Origin of the sequence: Streptomyces sp. R-74717 (assembly GCF_047305335.1) — a bacterium.
GTDB lineage: Bacteria > Actinomycetota > Actinomycetes > Streptomycetales > Streptomycetaceae > Streptomyces > Streptomyces atratus.
This window is the reverse complement of sequence record NZ_CP102361.1, coordinates 2,066,133-2,087,635: the sequence shown is the minus strand read 5'-3', so window position 1 is coordinate 2,087,635 and position 21,503 is coordinate 2,066,133. Positions and strand designations below refer to the sequence as shown.

Annotated in this window: 15 protein-coding genes and 1 pseudogene; 9 read left to right on the top strand and 7 right to left on the bottom strand. The window is 71.2% G+C overall.

What is annotated here, in order from left to right; all coding sequences use genetic code 11:
* Window positions 1–43 precede the first annotated feature (43 nt).
* Window positions 44–2,086, top strand: a complete 2,043-nt coding sequence (locus NRF20_RS09335; protein ID WP_413752388.1) for a hydantoinase/oxoprolinase family protein — start codon at window positions 44–46, stop codon at window positions 2,084–2,086.
* 100 nt (window positions 2,087–2,186) lie between these two features.
* Complete coding sequence (locus NRF20_RS09330; protein ID WP_413752387.1) at window positions 2,187–3,782, top strand: hydantoinase B/oxoprolinase family protein; 1,596 nt, start codon at window positions 2,187–2,189, stop codon at window positions 3,780–3,782.
* Between the two features lie 98 nt (window positions 3,783–3,880).
* On the opposite strand, the gene NRF20_RS09325 is transcribed toward NRF20_RS09330, so the two are convergent.
* The 4 genes from NRF20_RS09325 to NRF20_RS09310 all read right to left on the bottom strand — a co-directional run bounded on the left by NRF20_RS09325 (window position 3,881) and on the right by NRF20_RS09310 (window position 9,491).
* Entirely contained in the window at window positions 3,881–5,632 is a 1,752-nt protein-coding gene (locus NRF20_RS09325) for a helix-turn-helix domain-containing protein (protein ID WP_413752386.1), read from the bottom strand.
* A complete protein-coding gene (locus tag NRF20_RS09320) occupies window positions 5,626–6,744 on the bottom strand; it encodes a DUF917 domain-containing protein (protein WP_398632960.1) in 1,119 nt (372 codons plus the stop codon). The genes NRF20_RS09325 and NRF20_RS09320 overlap by 7 nt, the downstream gene beginning before the upstream one ends.
* Window positions 6,741–8,030, bottom strand: coding sequence for a hypothetical protein (locus tag NRF20_RS09315; RefSeq protein WP_398632961.1), 1,290 nt, complete (start codon window positions 8,028–8,030; stop codon window positions 6,741–6,743). Before NRF20_RS09315 ends, NRF20_RS09320 begins: the two co-directional genes overlap by 4 nt.
* A 90-nt stretch (window positions 8,031–8,120) precedes the next feature.
* Complete coding sequence (locus NRF20_RS09310) at window positions 8,121–9,491, bottom strand: MFS transporter (protein WP_398632962.1); 1,371 nt, start codon at window positions 9,489–9,491, stop codon at window positions 8,121–8,123.
* A 435-nt stretch (window positions 9,492–9,926) separates the two neighbouring features.
* Here NRF20_RS09310 and NRF20_RS09305 point away from each other — a divergent pair, with 435 nt between their 5' ends.
* A complete protein-coding gene (locus NRF20_RS09305) occupies window positions 9,927–10,844 on the top strand; it encodes a LysR family transcriptional regulator (protein WP_266356343.1) in 918 nt (305 codons plus the stop codon).
* A 32-nt stretch (window positions 10,845–10,876) separates the two neighbouring features.
* On the opposite strand, the gene NRF20_RS09300 is transcribed toward NRF20_RS09305, so the two are convergent.
* A complete protein-coding gene (locus NRF20_RS09300; RefSeq protein ID WP_413752385.1) occupies window positions 10,877–11,824 on the bottom strand; it encodes a hypothetical protein in 948 nt (315 codons plus the stop codon).
* Window positions 11,825–12,065: 241 nt separating this feature from the next.
* On the opposite strand from NRF20_RS09300, the gene NRF20_RS09295 reads away from it, so the two are divergent.
* From NRF20_RS09295 to NRF20_RS09270, 6 genes and pseudogenes are all read left to right on the top strand, one after another.
* Window positions 12,066–13,760 (top strand): thiamine pyrophosphate-dependent enzyme, encoded by a 1,695-nt coding sequence (locus tag NRF20_RS09295; RefSeq protein WP_413754552.1) that lies wholly within the window; start codon window positions 12,066–12,068, stop codon window positions 13,758–13,760.
* Between the two features lie 13 nt (window positions 13,761–13,773).
* Window positions 13,774–15,153 (top strand): NAD-dependent succinate-semialdehyde dehydrogenase, encoded by a 1,380-nt coding sequence (locus tag NRF20_RS09290; protein WP_398632964.1) that lies wholly within the window; start codon window positions 13,774–13,776, stop codon window positions 15,151–15,153.
* Between the two features lie 297 nt (window positions 15,154–15,450).
* The gene (gene hydA, locus NRF20_RS09285) at window positions 15,451–16,851 is read left to right on the top strand and encodes a dihydropyrimidinase (protein ID WP_413752384.1); all 1,401 of its coding nucleotides are present in this window, start codon (window positions 15,451–15,453) and stop codon (window positions 16,849–16,851) included.
* Window positions 16,852–16,862: 11 nt separating this feature from the next.
* Window positions 16,863–17,876 (top strand): TIGR03842 family LLM class F420-dependent oxidoreductase, encoded by a 1,014-nt coding sequence (locus tag NRF20_RS09280; protein ID WP_398632966.1) that lies wholly within the window; start codon window positions 16,863–16,865, stop codon window positions 17,874–17,876.
* A 99-nt stretch (window positions 17,877–17,975) separates the two neighbouring features.
* Complete coding sequence (locus tag NRF20_RS09275) at window positions 17,976–18,185, top strand: hypothetical protein (RefSeq protein WP_398632967.1); 210 nt, start codon at window positions 17,976–17,978, stop codon at window positions 18,183–18,185.
* Between the two features lie 7 nt (window positions 18,186–18,192).
* Window positions 18,193–18,492: pseudogene (locus tag NRF20_RS09270) on the top strand (integrase core domain-containing protein); the annotation flags it as partial.
* A 229-nt stretch (window positions 18,493–18,721) separates the two neighbouring features.
* On the opposite strand, the gene NRF20_RS09265 reads toward NRF20_RS09270, so the two are convergent.
* Together NRF20_RS09265 and NRF20_RS09260 are read right to left on the bottom strand one after the other, a co-directional pair.
* Window positions 18,722–19,747 carry a LacI family DNA-binding transcriptional regulator gene (locus NRF20_RS09265; RefSeq protein WP_398632968.1) on the bottom strand — a complete coding sequence of 342 codons (1,026 nt, stop codon included), beginning with the start codon at window positions 19,745–19,747 and terminating at the stop codon, window positions 18,722–18,724.
* Entirely contained in the window at window positions 19,744–21,501 is a 1,758-nt protein-coding gene (locus NRF20_RS09260; protein ID WP_413752383.1) for an alpha-galactosidase, read from the bottom strand. The genes NRF20_RS09265 and NRF20_RS09260 overlap by 4 nt, the downstream gene beginning before the upstream one ends.
* Window positions 21,502–21,503: the final 2 nt, after the last annotated feature.

Genomic DNA, 21,503 nt, shown 5'->3' with positions numbered 1-21,503 from the left:
TCGATAGCGTCACGCCATTCCCTTGAGAGAGCCGGGAGGCGGCATGACTTACCGGGTGGCCATGGACATCGGTGGCACATTCACCGATGTCGTCGCGTACGACGAGACGCGCGGCACCTTCGACGCGGCGAAGACCCCCACCACGCCGGGAGACCTCGCCGAGGGCGTCTTCTCCTCGCTGGGCCGGGCGGTGGACGACCCCGCCGACATCTCCTTCTTCGTCCACGGCACCACCCAGGGCCTGAACGCCCTGCTGGAGCGCAAGGGCGCCCGCGTCCTGCTGCTGGCCTCGGCCGGGCTGCGCGACGTCTACCAGATCGCCCGCGGCAACCGGGACCGCATGTTCGACCTGCACTACCGCAAGCCCGTCCCGCTCGTGGACCGGCATGCCACCGCCGAGGCGGGCGGCCGCTTCGACTCGCGCGGCACCGAGCTGGTCCCGCTCGACGAGGACGCCGTACGGGCCGCGGCCCGCCGCGCCCGCGACGAAGGCTTCGACGCCGTCGCCGTCGCGCTGCTGTTCTCCTACGTGAACCCCGCCCATGAACTGCGGGCCGGCGAGATCCTCGCCGAGGAGCTCGGCGACGACGTGATGATCGTGCTCTCCCATCAGGTGGCGCGCGAATGGCGTGAGTACGAACGCACCTCGTCCGCCGCCCTGGAGGCGTACACCGGTCCGGTCGTACGCCGCTACCTCGGCCGGATCGAGGACCGCTTTGCCGCACACGGGCTGACCGTACCCGTACAGGTCATGCAGTCCTCCGGCGGCGTCGTCAACGCCTCATTCGCCCGCCGCCACCCCCTGCAGACCCTGCTGTCCGGACCGGTCGGCGGCACCATGGGCGGCGTCGCGGCCTCCGCGCTGCTGGGCAGGCCGAACGCGATCTGCGTCGACATGGGCGGCACCTCCTTCGATGTGTCGCTCGTCCTCGGCGGGCGGCCCAATGTCTCCAACGAGGGCGCAGCCGACGGCTTTCCCGTCCTCATGCCGCTCGTCGACCTGCACACCATCGGTGCGGGCGGCGGCTCCCTCGCCTACGCCGAGGCGGGCGGACTGCGCGTCGGCCCCGAATCGGCGGGCGCGGTACCCGGACCCGCCTGCTACGGGCGTGGCGGCACACAGGCCACCGTCACCGACGCCAACACCGTCCTCGGCCGCGTCGACCCCGACTGGTTCGCCGGCGGGCACATGACCCTGGACACCGAAGCGGCCCACCGCGCCGTCGCGGAGCTCGCCGGCGCCCTCGGCCTCGACCCCATCGAGCTGGCCGGCGGCATCTGCGACGTCGCCAACGCCAAGATGGCCCAGGCGATCCGTACCCTCACCGTCGAACACGGCCTGGAGCCCCGTGAGTTCGTACTTCTCGCCTTCGGCGGCGCCGGACCCATGCATGCCGTGGAGATCGCCCGCGAACTCGGCATCGAGGAGGTCGTCGTACCGCGCTTCCCCGGCGCGTTCTCCGCCTGGGGCATGCTCGGCACCGAGGTCCGGCGCGACCTCACGCTCCAGTTCTTCACCCCGGGCGCCGACCTCGACGGCGCGGCCATGGCGGACGCCCTCGCCGGTCTGCAGGCCGAAGGCTTCGAGGCCCTCGCCGAGCAGGGCGTACCGGCGGCCCGGCACCGTATCGAGCATGCCGTCGACATGCGGTACGAAGGCCAGGACTGCACCCTGACCGTGTCGCTGTCCGGCCCCGCCGAGCCCGCCGCCGAAGGCTTCCTCACCTCGGTCGCCGAACGCTTCGCCCGGCTCCACGAACGCCGCTACGGCCACGCGACCCCCGAGGCGCCCGTCGAGTTCGTCACCCTGCGCACCACCGCGCTCGGCGGACTCCCCGAACTCGCCGCCGTCCCGTACGCCGCAGCACCGGGCGAAGCCCCTGAAGTCCCCGTCAAGCCGGTCGTCTTCGGTGGCGCCGCGCACGACACCGCGGTGCTGCGCCGTGAACACCTCGCCCCCGGGCAGCACATCCCCGGCCCCGCCGTCATCGTCGAGGCCACCTCCACCACCGTCGTCCCGCCGGACGCCACGGTCACCGTGGACGACAACGGATTCCTCGTCATCAAGCTCGGAGGCGTCGCATGACCAGTACGGCCCAGGCCGCCATCGACCCGACCACCCCGGTCGCCGTCGACCCCATCACCAGGAGATCATCCGCTGCGCGCTGCTCCAGGCAGCCGAGGACATGAACACCACCCTGATCCGGTCCTCGTACACCCCGACCATCTACGAGGCCAAGGACTGTGCCGTCGCGCTCCTGGACCGCGACCACCATGTCCTCGGCCAGTCCTCCGGCCTGCCCATCTTCCTGGGCAACCTGGAGGAGTGCACCCGTGCCACGGAGCAGATGTACGGCGCCGGGGTCTGGCGGCCCGGCGACGTCTGGGTGCTCAACGACTCCTACATCGGCGGCACGCATCTCAACGACGTCACCGTCTACGCGCCGATCTTCGTCGACGCCGAACTGGTCGGCTTCGCCGCCTCCCGCGCGCACTGGATCGACATGGGATCCAAGGACCCGGGCGGTTCCATGGACTCCACGACGATCCATCAGGAGGGCCTGCGCATGGGCCCGTTGAAGATCTACGAGGACGGCGAACCGTGCGTACTCGTCCATGACCTGATTTCACGTCAGGTCCGTTTCCCGCACCCCACCCTCGGCGACATGCGCGCCCAGGTCGCCTGTGCCCGCACCGGTGCGCGACGGCTCGCGGAGATCGTGGGACGGTGGGGCATGGAGACCGTGCTCGCCGCCCGTGACACGATCTTCGACCAGACCGAACGGCTGGAGCGCCAGGAGATCGCCGCGATCCCCGACGGTGTGTACGAGGCCACGGGGCATCTCGACAACGACGGCATCGACCTCGGCACGCCGCTGCATGTCACCGTCCGCATCACCATCGACGGCGACCGCATGACGATGGACGTCACCGACTGCGCCGACCAGGCCACCGGACCCGTCAACTGCGGTGCCGCACAGACCGTCGCGGCCTGCAGGGTCGGCTACAAGCTGCTCGTCAGCGGCGAAGTCCCGCTGAACGGCGGCTCGTTCAAGCCGCTCGACGTGCTGACCCGGTCCGGCACCATGCTCGCCGCCGTCGAACCGGCCGCCTGCCAGTACTACTACTCGCACCTCGGTCTGGTCATCGACCTGGTCGTCAAGGCGCTCGCCCCGGCCGTCCCGGACCGCGCCGCGGCGGCAAGCTACGGCGACTCGATGATCGTCCAGTTCACCGGCACCGACCCGCGCAGCGGAAAGCTCTTCGTCTCCCAGGAGGCGACGGTCGGCGGCTGGGGCGCCTGGGAGGCCTCCGACGGCGAGTCCTGCCTGATCAACAATGTCAACGGCTCGCTGCGCGACATGCCGGTCGAGGTGCTGGAGACCCTCTTCCCGGTGCGCGTCGAGGAGTACGCGCTGCGCCCCGACTCCGCCGGTGCGGGCCGTACGCGCGGGGGCAACGGTGTGGTGCGCCAGTACCGGTTCGCCGCCGACCAGCAGCTCTCCCTGTGGTGGGAGCGGTCGGTCACCCCGGCCTGGGGGGTCTTCGGCGGTACGGCCGGTGCACCGCCGCAGGTGACACTCAACCCGGTGCGTGACGGTGAGCGTTCACTGCTGAAGGTCAATGCGCTGGCCGTGCGCGAGGGTGATGTGCTGCGCTGCGAGAGCGGTGGCGGCGGCGGATTCGGCCCCGTGGGGGAGCGGTCCGCCGAGGCGGTGGCCGAGGACGTGCGGCAGGGGCTGCTGACGGCGGGGTATGCGGCGGCCGTCTACGGAGCCTGACGGACCGACGGCGAGCCGGGCCAGGCGCGGGAGCGGCCGGCGCGCGAGAGCCTGCGCAGCAGCCGGGAACTCCGCAGGCGCGGCGGCCGGTGAGTCGCTCAGTGCTCGCCGTCGCCGTCCCCGGACAGCAGCACCCGGCACGCCAGATGGAGCGCCAGCCGCTGTGAGGCATCGTCAGGATCGAAGCCCAGTGCGCGGATACGCTCCAGCCGGGCCGCCACCGTGTTGCGGTGCACCCCGAGCACCTCGGCCGCCGCCGTCGGCGACGCGCCCGCGTCGAGGACGACCGCCAGCGTACGCAGCAGGGTGCCGTCCCGGTCCGCCTCGATCAGCGGGGCGAGCACCACCTCCGCAGGGCCGCGCAGCAAGTCCGTCGGTACGGCGGACAGGAGTTGGGCCGCGCCCATCCGGTCCCCGCGCACCACGCTGCCCGGATCCCCGGCGGCCGCGACCCCGGCCGCCGCGCACGCGTCGAGGACGACCGCCAGCGTACGCAGCAGGGTGCCGTCCCGGTCCGCCTCGATCAGCGGGGCGAGCACCACCTCCGCAGGGCCGCGCAGCAAGTCCGTCGGTACGGCGGACAGGAGTTGGGCCGCGCCCATCCGGTCCCCGCGCACCACGCTGCCCGGATCCCCGGCGGCCGCGACCCCGGCCGCCGCGCACGCGTCGGCGAGGACCGGGCCGAGGGCGGACAACGAGGCCGCCGTGCCCGCCACACCGCCCGCGACCGGCACATAGGCGGCCAGGGCACAGAGGGCGTCGGCCAGATGCCGGCCCGCGTCGTCTAGCGGGTCCGCGCCGTCCGCCGGGGTCACCGACTGCCAGGCCACCCAGCAACCCTGGTACGCGACCAGCGGCCCACCCGGACCCGCCGCCGCCCACACCGCGCGCAGCGCAGGGCCGGGGTCGGGCCCGGCCCGGCCCGCGACGGGGCGCAGCGCGTACGCGACGAGCGGGCCACGGGCCGGCCAGCCCAGCGCCGCCGCCTCGGCACGCTCGTCCTCGCCCGGCCCCGCCCCGGGCCCGTCGTCGCCCGTAGCCCCGGCATCCGCCTCCAGCAGCCGGTGTAGCAGCAACTCCGCGCGGTGGCCGGTCCGTTCGTCGTCCAGGCGGCGCACCGCGCACCACGCCGTGAGCGGAGCGACCGCGAGGCGGAGCACATCCCGGACCGTCTCTCCCCACCCCGCGACGCGCGAGCCCGACCGGGCGAGCAGGGCGCCCAGCGAGCCGCCGCCGCAGTCCGGGACCTCCACCCGGACGGTGAGCGCACCGCCCTCCGCCGAGAGCGCGGCCCGTCGGCCCGCCAGGACCTCACCGGTCGGCCCGGTCAGCGCCACCGCCGCGGACGGCAGTACCGCGTGCAGCGCGGACAGCACCCGCCCGGCGTGCGGTCCGGCGTCGGCGAGCGCCCGGGCAGCCTGCGCCACCAGAGCGGTCCGCCCGGCGTCCGGGCGGGCGACGGCGGAGGCGATCCGGACGGCGGCATCCAGCGCGTCCTCGTCGATCACCAGCAGCGGCACCCCGAGCCGGTCGGCGAGCGCCCCCACCGAACCCGGCCGGCCCGCGGACTCGGTGACCACGACACAGGCCGCGGCGTGCTCCCACGCCTTGCGCAGCGCCATCTCCACGGTCCAGCCCGCGGCGGCCACCCGGCCGGTCAGTACGACCGCCGTGTGCGGTTCGAGGGTGTCGAGCGCCGTCGTACGGTCCACGATGCGCACCGACCGCACCTCGGTGTCCCGGCCGCTCGCCCCGGACATACGGACCCCGGCGAGCCGTCCCTGCTGGACGAGTTCGGCGACGGTGAGCGCGCCCTCGCGGACCGGGCGGCCGGATGGCCGGTTCACCATGAGTCCTCCTGTGTGCCGTGCGGATCGACCGCGCCCGCATGGGCCAGCCGACGGCCCTCGGGTGTCTGCCAGGCGGGCGCGGCGGGGATGACCACCACTTCGACCTCCACGCCCGGCACCGCCCGCTCCACGTCCAGCACGCGCCGGTCGGCGGAGGCCGACAGGATCAGGATCTGGTCCGGGGCCGCGGCGACAGGCGCCCCGTCCGCCAGCGCCAGCAGCACCTCGTTGTGCGCCTCCAGACGGAAGTGGCGGCCGAGCCCCTCCGTCTCGGCGACCAGCACACTCGTCGGGCGCGACGGCAGCGCGGGCCACGGGGACGCCTCGGGGCCGGTGAGCCGGCTGTACGGTTCCGGCGCCCCGTAGCCGTACTCGTCCGCCGGGTGCTCCACCGCCGTGATCCGGCCCCGGCACAGCCGCCGCAGCGACCAGGGTGCGAACAGATCGCGGGGCGCCGCCGTGCCCGCGCGGATCGCCCTGCTCACCGTGCCCGGCACCACACAACCGGCCAGGACCTCGCCCGGCATCGCGTAGCAGACGGCCACCGCCCAGCCGCCCGCCGCCGGAACCAGCGGCCGCACCAGGTCCTCCACGCGTCCGCCCGCGGACTCCACCACGACCACATCGCCCGAAGGGGTCGCCAGCGCGAGTGGTGCCGCGGACACCCCGGCCAGGGTGAACGTCGACTGTTCCAGCAGCGGCAGCACCCGCCCGCAGCCGTCACCGTCGACCAGCGGGAGCCCGCAGTCCGCCGCGGCGGCCACCGAGAGCAGGGCGTTCTCCGCAGCCGTGTTCAGCGCGACGACCGCGTCCGCCCGGGCGCCGAGCAGCCGTTCCAGAGCGCGCACCGCCCCTGCCGTCTCCGCACCCGTCGGCAGCTGCTCGGCGAGGGCCGCCGACGAGCCGATCAGGGTGACGGTCACACAGAGCCGCAGCCCGCTCAGCTCGTCGGGGACCAGCAGCCGCACCGGCCCCTGCGCGGCCACCGACGCCCGCGCCCAGTCCAGCGCCACCCGGAACGCCGACTCCGCCGTGCCCGCCGCCAGCACCAGCGCCCCGGCCGCCAGCTGCTCCAGCACGGCCGCGTCCACCCGGAGCGGTTGTCCGCTCATGACGTCGCTCCCGCGGGTGCGCCCACGGCCCGGACCCTGATGCGGTGCACCCCGCCCGGCAGATACGAGACGGGCGTGTGGACCGCCCGTGCCACCCGGGCCCCGCCCGGCGCCGCACCCGCCGACACGACCCGCGCCAGTGCCTGGTCGCGGGCCAGCGCGATGAGCCGGTCCAGTTCCGCCCGGCCCGGTGCGACCACCACCTGCTCCAGCTCCACCCGGGTGTCCGCGCGCGCCGCACCGTACGCCGCCGCCGAGATCGCATCAGGGGCACCGCCGAAGTGCGGGGCCGCGCCGCCCGCGTACAGCACCGTGCTGCCCGGCGAGCGCTCCAGCATCCCGGCCACCAGCGCGTCGACCCGGGGCCGTGCGTCGGCGGGCAGCTCCTCGCCGCCGAACGGCAGGGTGTCCAGACGGGGCCTGCCCACATCCATCCAGAGCCCGCAGGGCCCCGGGCCCGCGTCCCCGGCCTCCAGTTCGCCGTCCGTGACAGCCGAGCAGCGGATCGAGGAACCGGCCGCGTCCACCACGACCGCCCACTCGGCGCCGGCCCGCAGCGCGGCGCCACGCAGGGCGCAGGCCGTGGCGGAGACCGTGGCGATCACCGGGTAACGGCGGACGTACTCGGCGGAGACGAGACCGGCGTCGTCCCGGGCGAAGAACAGCGGGGCGGTGATGCCACAGGCGCGCAGTGCCCGTTCGGCGGTGGTGGTGAGGTGCTCGGCCCAGTGGCCGAGCGCGGCATTGGCGGCCGCGGCGTTCTCGCGCTCGCGCAGACCGGGGGAGCCGATCTCGTACGAGAGGGTGATGTGCGCACCGGGCAGGTGGCGGGCGATCACGGAGGCCGCGGTCAGTTCCGGTTCCGGGCGGGCGGGCGAACCGGCCGCGCAGAGTGCGAACGAGGTGATCGAGGCAGCCGCCGCGTCCCGGGCGAACGCCTCGACCCCGGCCCGGTCCAGCGGCGCCAGCGGCCGGCCGGTGAGCGAGGACCCGCCCGCGACCACGCGGGTCAGCCCGCCCGGGTGCGGGGACGGGCCGAGCGCGGGATGGCTGGGAGGCGATATGCGCAGCACGGCCACGGGCGACGGGGTGTAGGGCGTGCGGTCCAGGTCGGTCGTGAGACAGACGACCCCGACACGCTCGTACGGGGCGTTCGTGACGGGGGCCAGCGCGTCGAGGACATCGCGCAGCGAACGGCCGAGGGAGGGCGACGAGTCCACCACGGCGTGGGCCGACGTGGTGCCGTCGGGGCCGACAAGAACGGCGACCGTCGTTGTACGTCCCACGTCCACACCGAGTCTCACCTGCATCATCCTGCCATCAGACCCTGGGGCGCCGCGCTGTGGAAACCGTCCGCCGGGCCGGTACGAGGAGACCTATTCCAGGTCCCGGCCCTCGGTCTCGGGCAGCGGAGCGGCGAAGAGCAGCGCCACCACCAGGAAGGCCGTGATGAACAGGATCGTCGTCGAGAAACCGGTCGCCTGCGCCAGGAGGAAGCCGACCACCGAGGGGGCGAGGGACGTGGCGACCAGCTGGGCCGCGGTGGCCCAGGAGTACCCCGTACCGCGCAGCGCGGTCGGGAAGAACTCACCGTTCCAGGTGTTCCACACGCCCCAGGCGCCGAGGCTGAAGAAGGAGAGCGCGAAGTTCGTGATGTACAGCTCCGTCATCGAGCCGGAGTAGGCGAAGAGGATTCCGCTGGCCGCGGCGAGCGCGACGTACGGCAGGAAAACCTTCTTGCGGCCGAAGCGTCCGGTCAGCAGTGACGCGGACACATAGCCGGGGATCATGAACAGCGCGCTGAGGGCGACGAAGCCGAGGCTCGCCGACATGCTCAGGCCCTTGTCCTGGAGCAGCGTCGGCAGCCAGGTCTGCAGACCCCAGTATCCCCAGTTGAAGGTGAAGTTCACGACGAGCATCAGCAGCGTGATCCGCAGCAGCCTGCCGCGCAGCAGCTCCACCGGACGCCCTGCCCGCTCGGGGGCTACGACCTCGAAGCGGGTGCCGGCGGGAACGTCGGCACCCAGCCTGCGCAGTACGGCCGCCGCGTCGTCATGCCGGTTCTGCGCGGCCAGCCAGTACGGGGACTCCGGCACCCAGGCGCGGATCGCGAACACCCAGAGCCCGGCCAGGGCCGAGGCGATGGCCACCACATGCCAGCCCAGGCCGGCCAGCAGCTGCGTCACGCCGACCGCGGCCAGCACACCGATCGGCCAGCCGATCGACAGATAGACCGCGGCCCGGCCACGCATCCGGGACGGCAGCAGCTCCAGGAAGTACGGGAAGGTGACCGTGTAGATCCCGGCGAGCGCCAGACCCGACAGTACCCGGGTGACCAGCAGGACCGTGAAGTTCGGCGAGAAGGCACTGGCCAGCGCGATGACTCCGTACGCGGACAGGCTCCACAGACATACCGCGCGCCGGCCGATCCGGTCCGAGACCGGACCCCAGACCAGCGCACCCGGGATCATGCCGAGCGCGACGGCGGAGAGCACCCAGCCGATCCGGCCCGCGTCGATGGAGAACGCGTCACCGAGATCGCCGGAGACATAGACGAGGGCGAGCTGTTCCCACGACTCGATGACGAAGGCCATGAACAGGGCCAGCGCCGCAAGGACATGGGCGCGGCCGAACGGCATGGCCTCGAAGTAGGAGCCGACGGGGCGGAGCCCGGCGGCCTCGGCCTTGCCCGGCCCCGGGGCCAGGGGTTCTCCGGTTGCACCGGAACGTGCAGTTGTCGCGCTCACCGGCTGTCCTCCAGGCTTTCGTACCGACCGACTCACCACTCAGCGGGTGGGGATGGCGGCACAGTAGACAGGCCCGGGAGCGGGAACCTGTGCGCAGCGCACAGTGGCGTGGGGAGCCGCTGTGCTGTGTGCCCCGGCGGCCTGGGGAGGCCGCACCGGCGGGAACTGCCACGGTAACCCGGTGCGGGAGCGGCGTGGCCGGGAACGACGGTGGCGGCGGCCAGCACCGTACGCGCGGAGCGCGACAGGGACACGTGATCCTTCCGGATCGGTCAGTGGACACCGGACATCGGGTTCGTCCGGTGATGCGTCCGAGACTCGCCGTCGGTGGTGATCGGACCACGCCGCGTAAGGGACGAGCGCATGAACCATACCCAACATTTGGACCAGACCCTTCATCGTTTCGATACCTTTCGGCGTCGCTATCATCGGCCGATGAACTACCGGCGCCTCCTCTATTTCCTCGCCGTCGTCGAGGCCGGGACCATCACTTCCGCCGCTGCCACCCTCCATGTCGCCCAGCCGGGACTGAGCCGTCAGCTCAAGACGCTGGAGCGCGAGGTCCGGATGACGCTCTTCGAGCCGCGCGGCAACCGGCTGGTGCTGACCGCCTCCGGACGCGCCTTCGTCCCCCTTGCCCGTCGGGTCATCGCGGAGACCCGCCAGATGGAGGCCGCGGTCGAGGGGCTCCGCTCCGGGCGGGTCGCGCAGTTGACGGTCGCCGCGACTGCGGCAACCATCCGGGGCTTCCTCGCGCCGTTCATCGCCACGACGGGCCCGGACGATCCGCCGCTGATCACCCGGCAGGCCGGCCACTTCGCGCTCAACGACGAACTCCTGGACGAGGCGGACTTCATCGTGTCCCCGACGCCGATGGTCGAGGGCTTCGAGACCGTCGACCTCGGCGGCACCGCGCTGAAGGCGCATGTCGCCCCCGACCACCCCTGGGCAGAGGAAGGCCGCACGGAGGTCGGCCTCGCCGAGATCTGCGGCGACCGGCTGTTCGCCCACTCGCGTTCGAGCGTCAGCCGCGCCGTACTCGACAACGCGCTCGGCGCGGCACATCTCGTTCCCGAGCGGCTCACCGAATGCGAGGACGGCCCGACCGTGGAGGCACTCGCGGTGGCAGGGCACGGGATCGGGGTCAGCACGGATCTGCCGCGGTACGGGGCGCATGCGCTGTGGATCACGGCGGAAGAGGCCGGGCGCGGGGAGGTGCTTCAGGTGCCGCTCCATGTGGCCTGGCTGCCGGGCCACTTCGCGGCCGACACCATTCGCGCGACGGCGGTGCGGCTGCGGGACTTTCTGGTGGGACAGGGGGACGCCGTGATCCCGGCGCCCCCGCGTCCCTGACGGTTCCGCGGAGGCGTGCGGATGCGCGAGAGCTACGGTGTGACGCGGTCGAACTTCACCCAGCCGCCGTGGTTCTCGTCGTCCGTGCCCCAGACGGCCCGCCCACCGGGCAGGAACGCGATCGCTTCGATCTTGCGGTCGTCCTGCTTGGTGAAACGGCGGAGCGGGGTGAGCTCGTCGGCCGTTCTCAGCCGCAGCACGGCGTCGTGCGCGCCGTTCACGGTGAGCCGTCCGGCGTTGTAGACCGCGGAACTGAACGGCCCGTCGTCCACATTGGGATCCGATGCCGACGACACCAGGACGGTCCCGTCCGCCAGGACCTTCAGGTCACTGATGTGCCGCACCTCGTCCTCGTTCGGATACGGTACGGCGAACTCCTGCCCAGTGGTGGGGGAGCCGAAGCCGAGACCACGTGCGTCGATGGTCGCCGACGCCGCGCGTACGACGGCCTTCCGTTCGCCGCTGCCCCGGGTGGCCCACACCGCGAAGACCTTGCCCGACTCGTCGCGGTGCAGTGCGAAGCTCTCGTAGTTGTCGCCGTCGTGCCTGCCCGGCACGGTGACGGGACCGGCCTGAACGGTCGCGCGACCGTTCGCCACGACGATGTGGTACGCGTCGCCGTTGCTTGCCAGGGCGATGTAGTGGCCGACGAGGCCGGGCACCGCGTCGAGCGCCTCCAGATCCTTCGGCAGTACGCCGAGCCAGGGCAGTTCGGTGGTGACGGGTGCCCTGCCGGGCCTCAGCCGCACGGTGGCCACCCGGCTCTCGCGGTCCGCCTTGTTGTCCCGCACGATGACGGCATCGGCCCCGTCGGGGTCCACGGGTGCGCTTTCGGCCAGCGCCATGCCGCTCACGCCGCCCTGGATGCCGGTCCCGACCTGCTTCCATCCGTCCGAAGGGGCGGCCGCCCAGGCCCCCAGAGCTGCTGCGGCGATCGAGGCACAGGCCACGGCCGACATGATGAATCCATTTCTGATCATGGGACCGAAGCTAGGCCGCGGGCTCGTCCACGGCCCGGACCGGTTCCGTGCCGCCCGGCAGATTCCCTCGCCCGGTGGCCACGTCGTACGCCACCTGGCTTTCATGCTCAATGGTTATGGGCGGGTTGCCATTTGTGTATTGGGCGGCATGACCGATGCCTTCCGATACTGAGGGACCTGCCGAGCGCATCCGTATCCGCAGTTGCGCCGCACCTCCCCGAAGGACCCGTCCGTGACCGTCATGTCACCCGCTTCCGCACGCCCCGGCACCGACCGCGCCCGCACCCGCTCCGCCGGTCACGCCATCGTCGAGTCCCTTGCCCTGCACGGGGTCCGGCGCGTCTTCGCCGTCCCCGGCGAGAGCTACCTCGACGTCCTCGACGGGCTGCACGACTCCGACATCACCACCGTCGTCTGCCGCCACGAGGGCGGCGCCGCCTATATGGCGGAGGCGCACGGAAAGCTCACCGGTGAGCCCGGCGTCGCCATGGTCACCCGCGGCCCCGGCGCCGCCAACGCCTATGTGGCCGTCCACGCCGCCTGGCAGGACGCCACACCGCTCGTTCTGTTCGTCGGCCTGATCCCGAGCGACCACCGCGACCGCGAGGCCTTCCAGGACTTCGACCCGCGTGCCTGGTTCGGTACGCAGGCCAAGCGCGTCCTTCTCCTCGACCAGCCCGAGCGCGCCTCCGAACTGGTCGCCGAGGCCTTCTTCGCCGCCCGTTCGGGCCGTCCCGGGCCGGTCGTCGTCGGGCTGCCCGAGGACATCATCACCCGCCCCGCACCGCCGGAGCTCCACCCGGTCGTCCCGGTGACGGACGGCGGCGTCGCCCCCGCCGAACTCGACGCGCTGCGCGAGCTGTTCGTCCGCGCCGAACGTCCGCTCATCCTCGTCGGCGGCCCCCGCTGGACGCCTCGCGCCGCCGCCCGGCTCACCGCCTTCGCCGAGCGCCACCGCATTCCGGTCGCCCAGGACTGGCGGGCCTCCGACCGGGTGCCCTTCGGCTCACCGGTCAACACAGGCCAGTTGGGATATGGCCGGCTCGACTCGCTGGCCCGCCGGGTCGAGGAGGCCGACCTGCTGCTCTGTATCGGCGGCGTACTGACCGACGTGCCCAGCGACGGCTACACGCTGCGCCAGTCCCCGTCGTCCACCACCGTCGTCGCCAACATCGACGTCACCCTGCGCGGTCGCAGCGGAGCCCTCACCCGGCAGATACTCGCAGCCCCCGACACCTTCACCGAAGCCCTGGCCGGCCTCGACCTGACCGGTCACCCCGACTGGACGCAGTGGACCGCCGGCGCCCGCGAGGAGCAGGCGCGGCACGCAGCGCTGCCCGCCGAGGCCCGCACCGGCGCCGGGCTCCCGGCGACCGCACCGGGCACCGCCCACATGACGAGCGTCGTCGCCGAACTCGTCGAACGGCTCCCCGACGACGCCGTCTACACCTTCGGCGCCGGCAACCACTGCATCTGGGCCCAGCGTTATCTGCCGACCCGGGTCTTCCCCAGCCAGCTCAGCATGCGCAACGGCTCCATGGGCTACAGCGTCCCGGCCGCCCTCGCCGCCTCGCTGGAGAGCCCCGGCCGGCTGGCCGTCGCCATCGCGGGCGACGGCGAGTTCCTGATGAATGGTCAGGAAATCGCCACGGCAGTGCAGTACGGTGCGGCCTTTCTCGTGATCCTGATGGACAACCGGCAGTACGGAACGATCCGCGAGCACCAGGAACGCCACTATCCGGGCCGGATCAGCGGCACCCAGCTCGCCAACCCCGACTTCGCCGCCTACGCGCGTGCCTTCGGCGCCCACGGCGAGACCGTCACCGCCGACGGCCAGGCGGCCGGAGCCGTCGAGCGTGCGCTCAAGGCCGTGACGGACGAGCACAGGCCCGCCGTCATCCACGTCGTCGTCGACCAGAACATCCCCCTGCCGTAAGCGAGTACACACCATGACCACCACTCAGTACGCCATCGTCGACCCGGCCACCGGAGCAACGGTCCGGCACTATCCGCAGGCCACCGACGCATCGATCGCCCAGGCCCTGACCGCCTCCGCCGCCGCGCAGACCGACTGGCGCGGGCGCCCCGTCGAGGAACGGGCCGCCCTGCTGCACCGCGTCGCCGATCTGCTCGCCGAACACAAGGACGACCTGGCCGCCCTGATCACTCAGGAGATGGGCAAGCCCGTCACACAGGCCGGGATCGAGATCGACATCGTCGTGTCGATCTACCGCTACTACGCCGACAACGGCGCCGCCTTCCTCGCCGACGAGGAACTGGCCGTCGTCGCGGGCGGCACCGCCGTCGTCCGCAAGGAGGCGGTCGGGCCGCTCCTGGGGATCATGCCGTGGAACTACCCCTACTACCAGGTCGCCCGGTTCGCGGCGCCCAATCTGATGCTGGGCAACACGATCCTGCTCAAGCACGCCCCCCAGTGTCCCGCGTCCGCGCTCGCCATGGAGCAGATCTTCCGTGACGCGGGCCTGCCCGGGGGTGCGTACATCAACCTCTTCGCCTCCGACGAGCAGGTGGCCGACGTCATCGCCGACCCGCGGGTGCAGGGCGTCTCGCTGACAGGCTCCGAGCGGGCGGGCGCCGCGGTCGCCGAGATCGCCGGAAGGCACCTGAAGAAGGCCGTACTGGAGCTCGGCGGCTCCGACCCCTTCCTCGTGCTCGGCGGCGCCGACCTGACCCGCGCCGTCCAGCAGGCCTTCATCGGCCGGTTCGGCAACGCGGGCCAGGCCTGCAACGCCGCGAAGCGCATCATCGTCCTCGACGAGCAATACGACGCGTTCGTCGAGCAGTTCACCGCCGAGGTGCGAGCGATCGAGCCCGGCGACCCCACCGACCCCGCCACCTTCCTGGGCCCGCTCTCCTCCGTCGCCGCCGCCGAGGGTCTCGCCGCCCAGGTCGACGACGCGGTGGCACACGGCGCGACGGTCCTCACCGGAGGCCGCCGCATCGACCGCCCCGGTGCCTGGTACGAGCCGACGGTCCTCACAGGGGTGACCGACCGGATGCGCGCCTTCCACGAGGAATTGTTCGGCCCCGTCGCCCTCATCCACCGAGTGGCCGACGAGGAAGAGGCGATCGCGCTCGCCAACAACAGCCCGTACGGCCTCGGCGCGGTCGTCCAGTGCGACGACGAGGCGCACGCACTGCGAGTCGCCGACCGCCTGGAAGCCGGGATGGTGTACATCAACGACGCCCCCGGCACCGCCGCCGAGCTCCCCTTCGGAGGAATCAAGCGGTCCGGGATCGGCCGTGAACTCGGCAGGTACGGCATGGACGAGTTCGCCAACAAGAAGCTGATTCGAGTCAAGCGCTAGCCAGGGCCCCTCGAACGTCACCCGTCGCCCGGACGCAAACCGCCACCGCCGTCCGTTACCTGCCTGTTCGCCGTCGGCGGCGCACGTATACAACGCGGCGCCGCGCCGTTCCCCACCCGGGATCGGCGTCGCGCCGCGTCGCGCTGTGGGCCGGTGGAGTGCCAGGCGGGTGAAACAGAAACGTCTTCAGCGGTTAGCCGCAGCGGTATTGCCACAGTGGGTAACCCACTTCTACGTTCTTCACCACGCACCTTGTCTACGTGCGTAGACCCATTCCGCCACAGTGAGGAGGGGTACATGAGCCGCACCGTCATCCACGGTGGTCTCGTCATCACCGCGTCCGACGAAATCCATGCCGACGTACTCATCGAGGGCGGCCGCATCGCCGCCCTCGCGGCGCACGACACCGATACGGCCGAGAGCTGGAGCGCCGACCGAAGGATCGACGCCACCGGCAAATACGTCATCCCCGGCGGTGTCGACGCGCATACGCACATGGAGATGCCGTTCGGCGGCACCTACGCCGCCGACACCTTCGAGACCGGCACCCGGGCGGCCGCCTGGGGCGGTACGACCACGATCGTCGACTTCGCCATCCAGTCCGTGGGCCGCGCGGTCCGCGAAGGGCTCGACGCCTGGTACGCGAAGGCCGACGGCAACTGTGCCATCGACTACGCCTTCCACATGATCCTCTCCGATGTGAACGAGTCCTCGCTCAAGGAGATGGACCTGCTGGTTTCGGAGGGCGTCACCTCCTTCAAGCTGTTCATGGCCTACCCCGGTGTCTTCTACAGCGACGACGGCCAGATCCTGCGTGCCATGCAACGGGCCTCCCACAACGGCGGCCTGATCATGATGCACGCGGAGAACGGCATCGCCATCGACGTCCTCGTCGAACAGGCACTGGCCGAGGGCCGCACCGACCCGCGCTACCACGGCGACGTCCGCAAGGTGGCGTTGGAGGCCGAGGCCACCCACCGCGCCATCCAGCTCGCCCGCGTCGCCGGATCCCCACTGTATGTCGTGCACGTCTCCGCCGACGAGGCCGTCGCCGAGGTCGCCGCCGCCCGCCACAAGGGACTTCCCGTCTTCGGCGAGACCTGCCCGCAGTACCTTTTCCTCTCCACCGACAACCTCGCCGAGCCCGACTTCGAGGGCGCGAAGTACGTCTGCTCGACCCCCTTGCGCCCCAAGGAACACCAGGAAGCACTCTGGCGGGGCCTCAGGAACAACGAACTCCAGGTCGTCTCCACCGACCACTGCCCCTTCTGCTTCTTGGGACAGAAGGAGATGGGACGCGGCGACTTCTCGAAGATCCCCAACGGCATGCCCGGCGTGGAGAACCGGATGGACCTCCTCCACCAGGCGGTCGTGGACGGTCACCTCTCGCGCCGCCGCTGGATCGAGATCGCCTGCGCCTCCCCGGCCCGGATGTTCGGCCTCTACCCGAAGAAGGGCACCATCGCCCCCGGCGCCGACGCCGACGTGGTCATCTACGACCCCGCGGCCGAACAGACCATCTCCGCCGAGACCCATCACATGAACGTCGACTACTCGGCGTACGAGGGGAGGCGCATCACCGGCCAGGTCGAAACGGTCCTCTCGCGCGGTGAAGTCGTCATCGACGGAAGGAAGTTCACCGGCCGGGCCGGCCATGGAATGTACACCCCGCGCGCCACCTGTCAGTACCTGGACTAGGAGCACCCGTCATGGACTTCGGACTCGTCCTCCAGACCGACCCGCCCGCCTCGGCCGTCGTCGGCCTGATGCGCCGCGCCGAGCGCAACGGCTTCCGCTACGGCTGGACCTTCGACTCGGCGGTGCTCTGGCAGGAGCCGTTCGTCATCTACAGCCAGATCCTCGAACACACCGAACACCTCGTCGTCGGCCCCATGGTCACCAACCCGGGCACCCGCACCTGGGAGGTCACCGCCTCCACCTTCGCCACCCTCAACGACATGTTCGGCAACCGCACCGTCTGCGGCATCGGGCGCGGCGACTCGGCGATGCGCGTCGCGGGACGCAAGCCCAACACCCTGGCCCGCCTCGGCGAGGCCATCGACGTCATCCGCGACCTCGCCGAGGGACGGGAGGCAACCGTCGACGGGCAGCCGGTCCAGATCCCCTGGGTGAAGGACGGCAGACTGCCCGTCTGGATGGGCGCGTACGGCCCGAAGGCGCTCGCTCTGGCCGGACAGAAGGCCGACGGCTTCATCCTCCAGCTCGCCGACCCCTTCCTCACCGAGTGGATGGTCAAGGCCGTCCGGCAGGCCGCCGCCGAGGCCGGCCGCGACCCCGACGCCCTCACCATCTGCGTCGCCGCCCCCGCCTACGTCACCGCCGACGACTCGGCCGGGGCCCTCGCCCATGCCCGCGACCAGTGCCGCTGGTTCGGCGGCATGGTCGGCAACCACGTCGCCGACCTCGTCGCCAAGTACGGCGAGCACTCCGCCATGGTCCCGCAGGAGCTCACCGCGTACATCAAGGACCGGCACGGCTACGACTACAGCCACCACGGCCGCGCCGACAACCCGTCCACCGACTTCGTCCCCGACGAGATCGTCGACCGCTTCTGCCTCCTCGGCCCCGCCGAGGCCCACATCGAGAAGCTCCGGCACCTGAGGGACCTCGGCGTCGACCAGTTCGCCGTCTACAACATGCACGACGCCCGGGAGGCGACCATCGACGCGTACGGCTCCCACGTCATCCCGTCATTCAGCTGACTCTCGCCGGGGGCGCGGGGCCGACGAGGGAGTCGGCCCCCAGCAACTCGGGTTGTTGGCGATCCTCTTGCGGATACTCAGCCTTGATCCACCGATCCGATGGCTGTGGATGACTCCCACTTCTCGGTCACCACCGGGATGAACCCCTCCATCAAACGGGCCATCCACACCCTCCCCGACCAGGCCTGGCAGCAGATCATGTACCCCACCGCGGTGCCCGACCCCGCCACCGGCGGACTCATCTCGGACGAAGCCCTGAACGAGCACCTGCTCTTGATCCAGGAAGCCGGTGTTGCGACGACCGATTGAGTCCGGGCAGTACACGAGCCGGTCCTTCGCCGACGCCTGCCGCAGGGCCGGCGTCCGCCAGAGCATGAGCGCGGTCGGCTCCAGCGCGGACAACGCCGCCGCGGAATCGTTCAACGCAACCTTCAAAAGGGAGACGTTGAAGGGGCGAAAGGGCTGGGCAAACGAACGTGAGGCCCGACTCGACGCCTTCCGATGGCTGTCCCGCTACAACACCCGACGTCGGCCTTCCCGGCTCGGCCGGCGATCCCCGATCGCTTACGAGAACACCTTCCACTCGACATCAACTACCCTGACCCGAGCCGCATAGACGTGTTCAAGATCCGGGGGCAAGGCCCCGCAGCTCTTCCACCCGCTGCCGGGCCGCCTCCTCGTGCTGCTTCAGCAGCGCCAGCAGCTCCTGCTCCACGCGCCCCTCCCGGCGATGCCGCCGACGCGACCGCGTCTAGCTCAAACCCCGCACCACCCAAGGACATACCGGTCTTCCAGAACGCGAAACTCCTCGCGATCAACGTCCCTCAAACCGAGCCGCACCCAAGTTACTTGTGCGGCGCGGGCCCCGTTGTGGAGCGGATCACCAGTTCGGGGTCGAAGAAGAGTTCTCCCGTCGGTACTTCGCGGTTGCTGACGAGCGACAGGATGCTGCGGCCGACTTCGAGGGCGAGCCGGTCGGCCGGCTGCCTCACGGTGGTCAGGGGCGGATCGACGAACTCCGTGATCATGGAGCCGTCGTAGCCCACGACGGAGACATCCCCAGGGACCGAGAATCCCTGTCGGCGGATGCCGCGGATCGCGCCGAGGGCCATGTAGTCGCTGGCTGCGACTATGGCGGTGGCACCGAGCTGTAGCAGGGTCTGCGCGGCTGCCTGACCGCCTTCGACGGTGTAGGACTGCCTTATCACCCAGCGTTCGGCGTCCTGGCTGCCCCGTTTGGCCATGGCGTCGAGGAAGCCCTGCACACGTCGGTCGGCCGGGAGGTTGCCGGCCGGCCCGGATGCCATGCCGATGGCGCGGTGACCGAGACGGTGGAGATGGTCCACGGCCAGTTCGGCGGCCAATGCGTCGTCGGTGGAGAAGACGGGCGCGGGAACGTTGTCGGCGAACCCCCCGTTGACACCGATGTACGGGATGCGCCGGGAGCGGAGCATCTCGTACGTTTCGGTGTCGGCACCCTCCACGGTGTTGGACGAGGACAGGAACACGACGGCCGCGATGCCCTTGTCGATGATCGAGGCGATGAACTCCCGTTCCTGGACCCCTCCGGGAAACGCCGGGCACAACACGGCCTTGAGTCCGTGTGGTGCCAGTGCCGCCTCGATGCGTTCGGCGACGTCGGCGAAGAAGGGGTTGGAGACGTGCTCGGTGATCACCGTGACCAGTTGGCCCTCCACGGGCCTTTCGTAGCCGAGTTCTGCCATGGCCTTTTCGACGGCGTCCCTGGTCTTCGTCGCCACTCCTTGACGCCGGTTGATGACCCGACTGACGGTGGCTTCGCTCACACCCGCCCGGGCAGCGATCTCAACGATGCCGACCTTCATTCGTCCCCTTTTCGCTGGCAGGGTCATGCGGTTTTCCTGATCAAGGCCAGCCCCATGTTCGGCACTGGCAGGATGTGCAGGCCGGGGGTGAGCGTGATCCGGGTCTGCTCGATGATACGGCCGGAGGGATCACGGATCTCGGCCTCCACCTGCGCTCCCTCGTCCTGGACCTCCAGCACCAGTCGGTTCTCGGCAGTCGCGTTGATCAGGACCGTCTCGCGATGGACCGCAGGCTGCACCGGTACGGTCCGGTCGCTGAACACGGACACCACGTTCACCCCGTCCGCTCCGGCCTGCACCAGGGTGTAGAGATCGTCAGGGCGGCCGGGCTCGACCGTTCCGTCGAGCAGTTGGGGGCGCAGGCGGCGCCACTGGGCCAGCCAGAAGCGGACCGCTTCGGCGTGGTCCTCGGGGAGTGCGTCGAGGCGCACGGAGACCTGCGGAACGGAGTGAAGTGCCCCGATGAGCTGCCGTGCGGCGGTCGCCGCGGGGGCCGTGGTGTCCCACAGCAAGGGGTCGGAGTGGACGACACCGCCAACGGCGAGCAGCGCGGTGTCGATCGTGCGGACACGGTTAGCCGTGGAGTCGGCCGGGCAGTCGAAGGATCTGAGCATGTTACCGAACGCGGCCATGCCCGGACCGACGTAGGGTTGACGCAGTTCCAGTAGCAGATCGGACCGCTCGGCGAGCAACGCGGTGCGCAGTTCGGTGAGCAGGAGTGTGAGTGCCTGTCCGACATCGCCCCTGCCGTCGCCTGCGTAGGCCATGGCTTCGTCGAGGAAGTCGACCTTGAGTCCGTCGAGACCGTAGTCGCGCACCAGACGCACGCACAGGCGGACGACGTGGGAGCGGACTTCGGGGCTGCGGGGGTCGAGGACGTGAGCACCGGGAACCTTGGCGAGGGCCGGGGCGTAGGAAGCCCACTGCTCGTAGCAGTCGGTCCGGGGGCCCAGGAGCAAAGGCGCGACCCAGGCCATGTAGCGCAGTCCGAGTCGGCGTACGCGGGCGACGTGAGTGGCGAAGTCGGGGAATTTGTCGGGGTCGGGGAGCCAGTCCCCCACACCGGCGTATCCGCGGCCGCTGCCGAAGCGCTGCCAGCCGTCGTCCAGGATGAGCGTGCCGAAGCCCATGTCCGCGGCGAGTGCGGCCTGCCGCTCGACGGCTGTCGCATCGACCTGCTGGTTGAAGGCGTACCAGGTGCAGTACAGAGGCAGTCGGGCCGCTTCGGGAACTGGCATGGCAGCCGGGGTCTGCTTTTCGTACCAGCCGCGCAGCAGGCGCATGGCCCAGGCAACTGACGGGCTGCGTGGTACGAAGAGGATGCGGTGCGGTGTGGTGGAAGGCGGCAGTTCGAGGTGGACGACGTGGGTGTCGTTCTCCTCGGACACTCCGAAGCGCAGGGCGACCTCGGGGACGGGGTCGGCTGCGGCGAAAGCGAGCAGTGTGGCGCCCGAGTAGTCGTAGAGGCAGCCGGCGGCGAGGCCGTCGATGAGGCTGACCCTGGACCTGCCTTCCCAGTCGGCGACCAGGGTCCGGCTCCAGCCTGCCTTCGGGTGCCAGTAGCCGGCCGTATCGCCAAGCGGGGCGGAGAGTCGGATCTCCACCGGTGAGCCGGGGGCTTCGACATGCAGCATTCTCAGGCCGCCGGGCACTTCGGACAGTGTCCAGGCGGGGTCGGCGCCCGGGGCCAGGACGGCGATCTCCACGGTGTCGAGCAGTGGCTCGAAGGTGGCGGGTGCCAGTTCCGCAGTGGTGACGGCCTCGGTGGACAGGGTGCTCACGA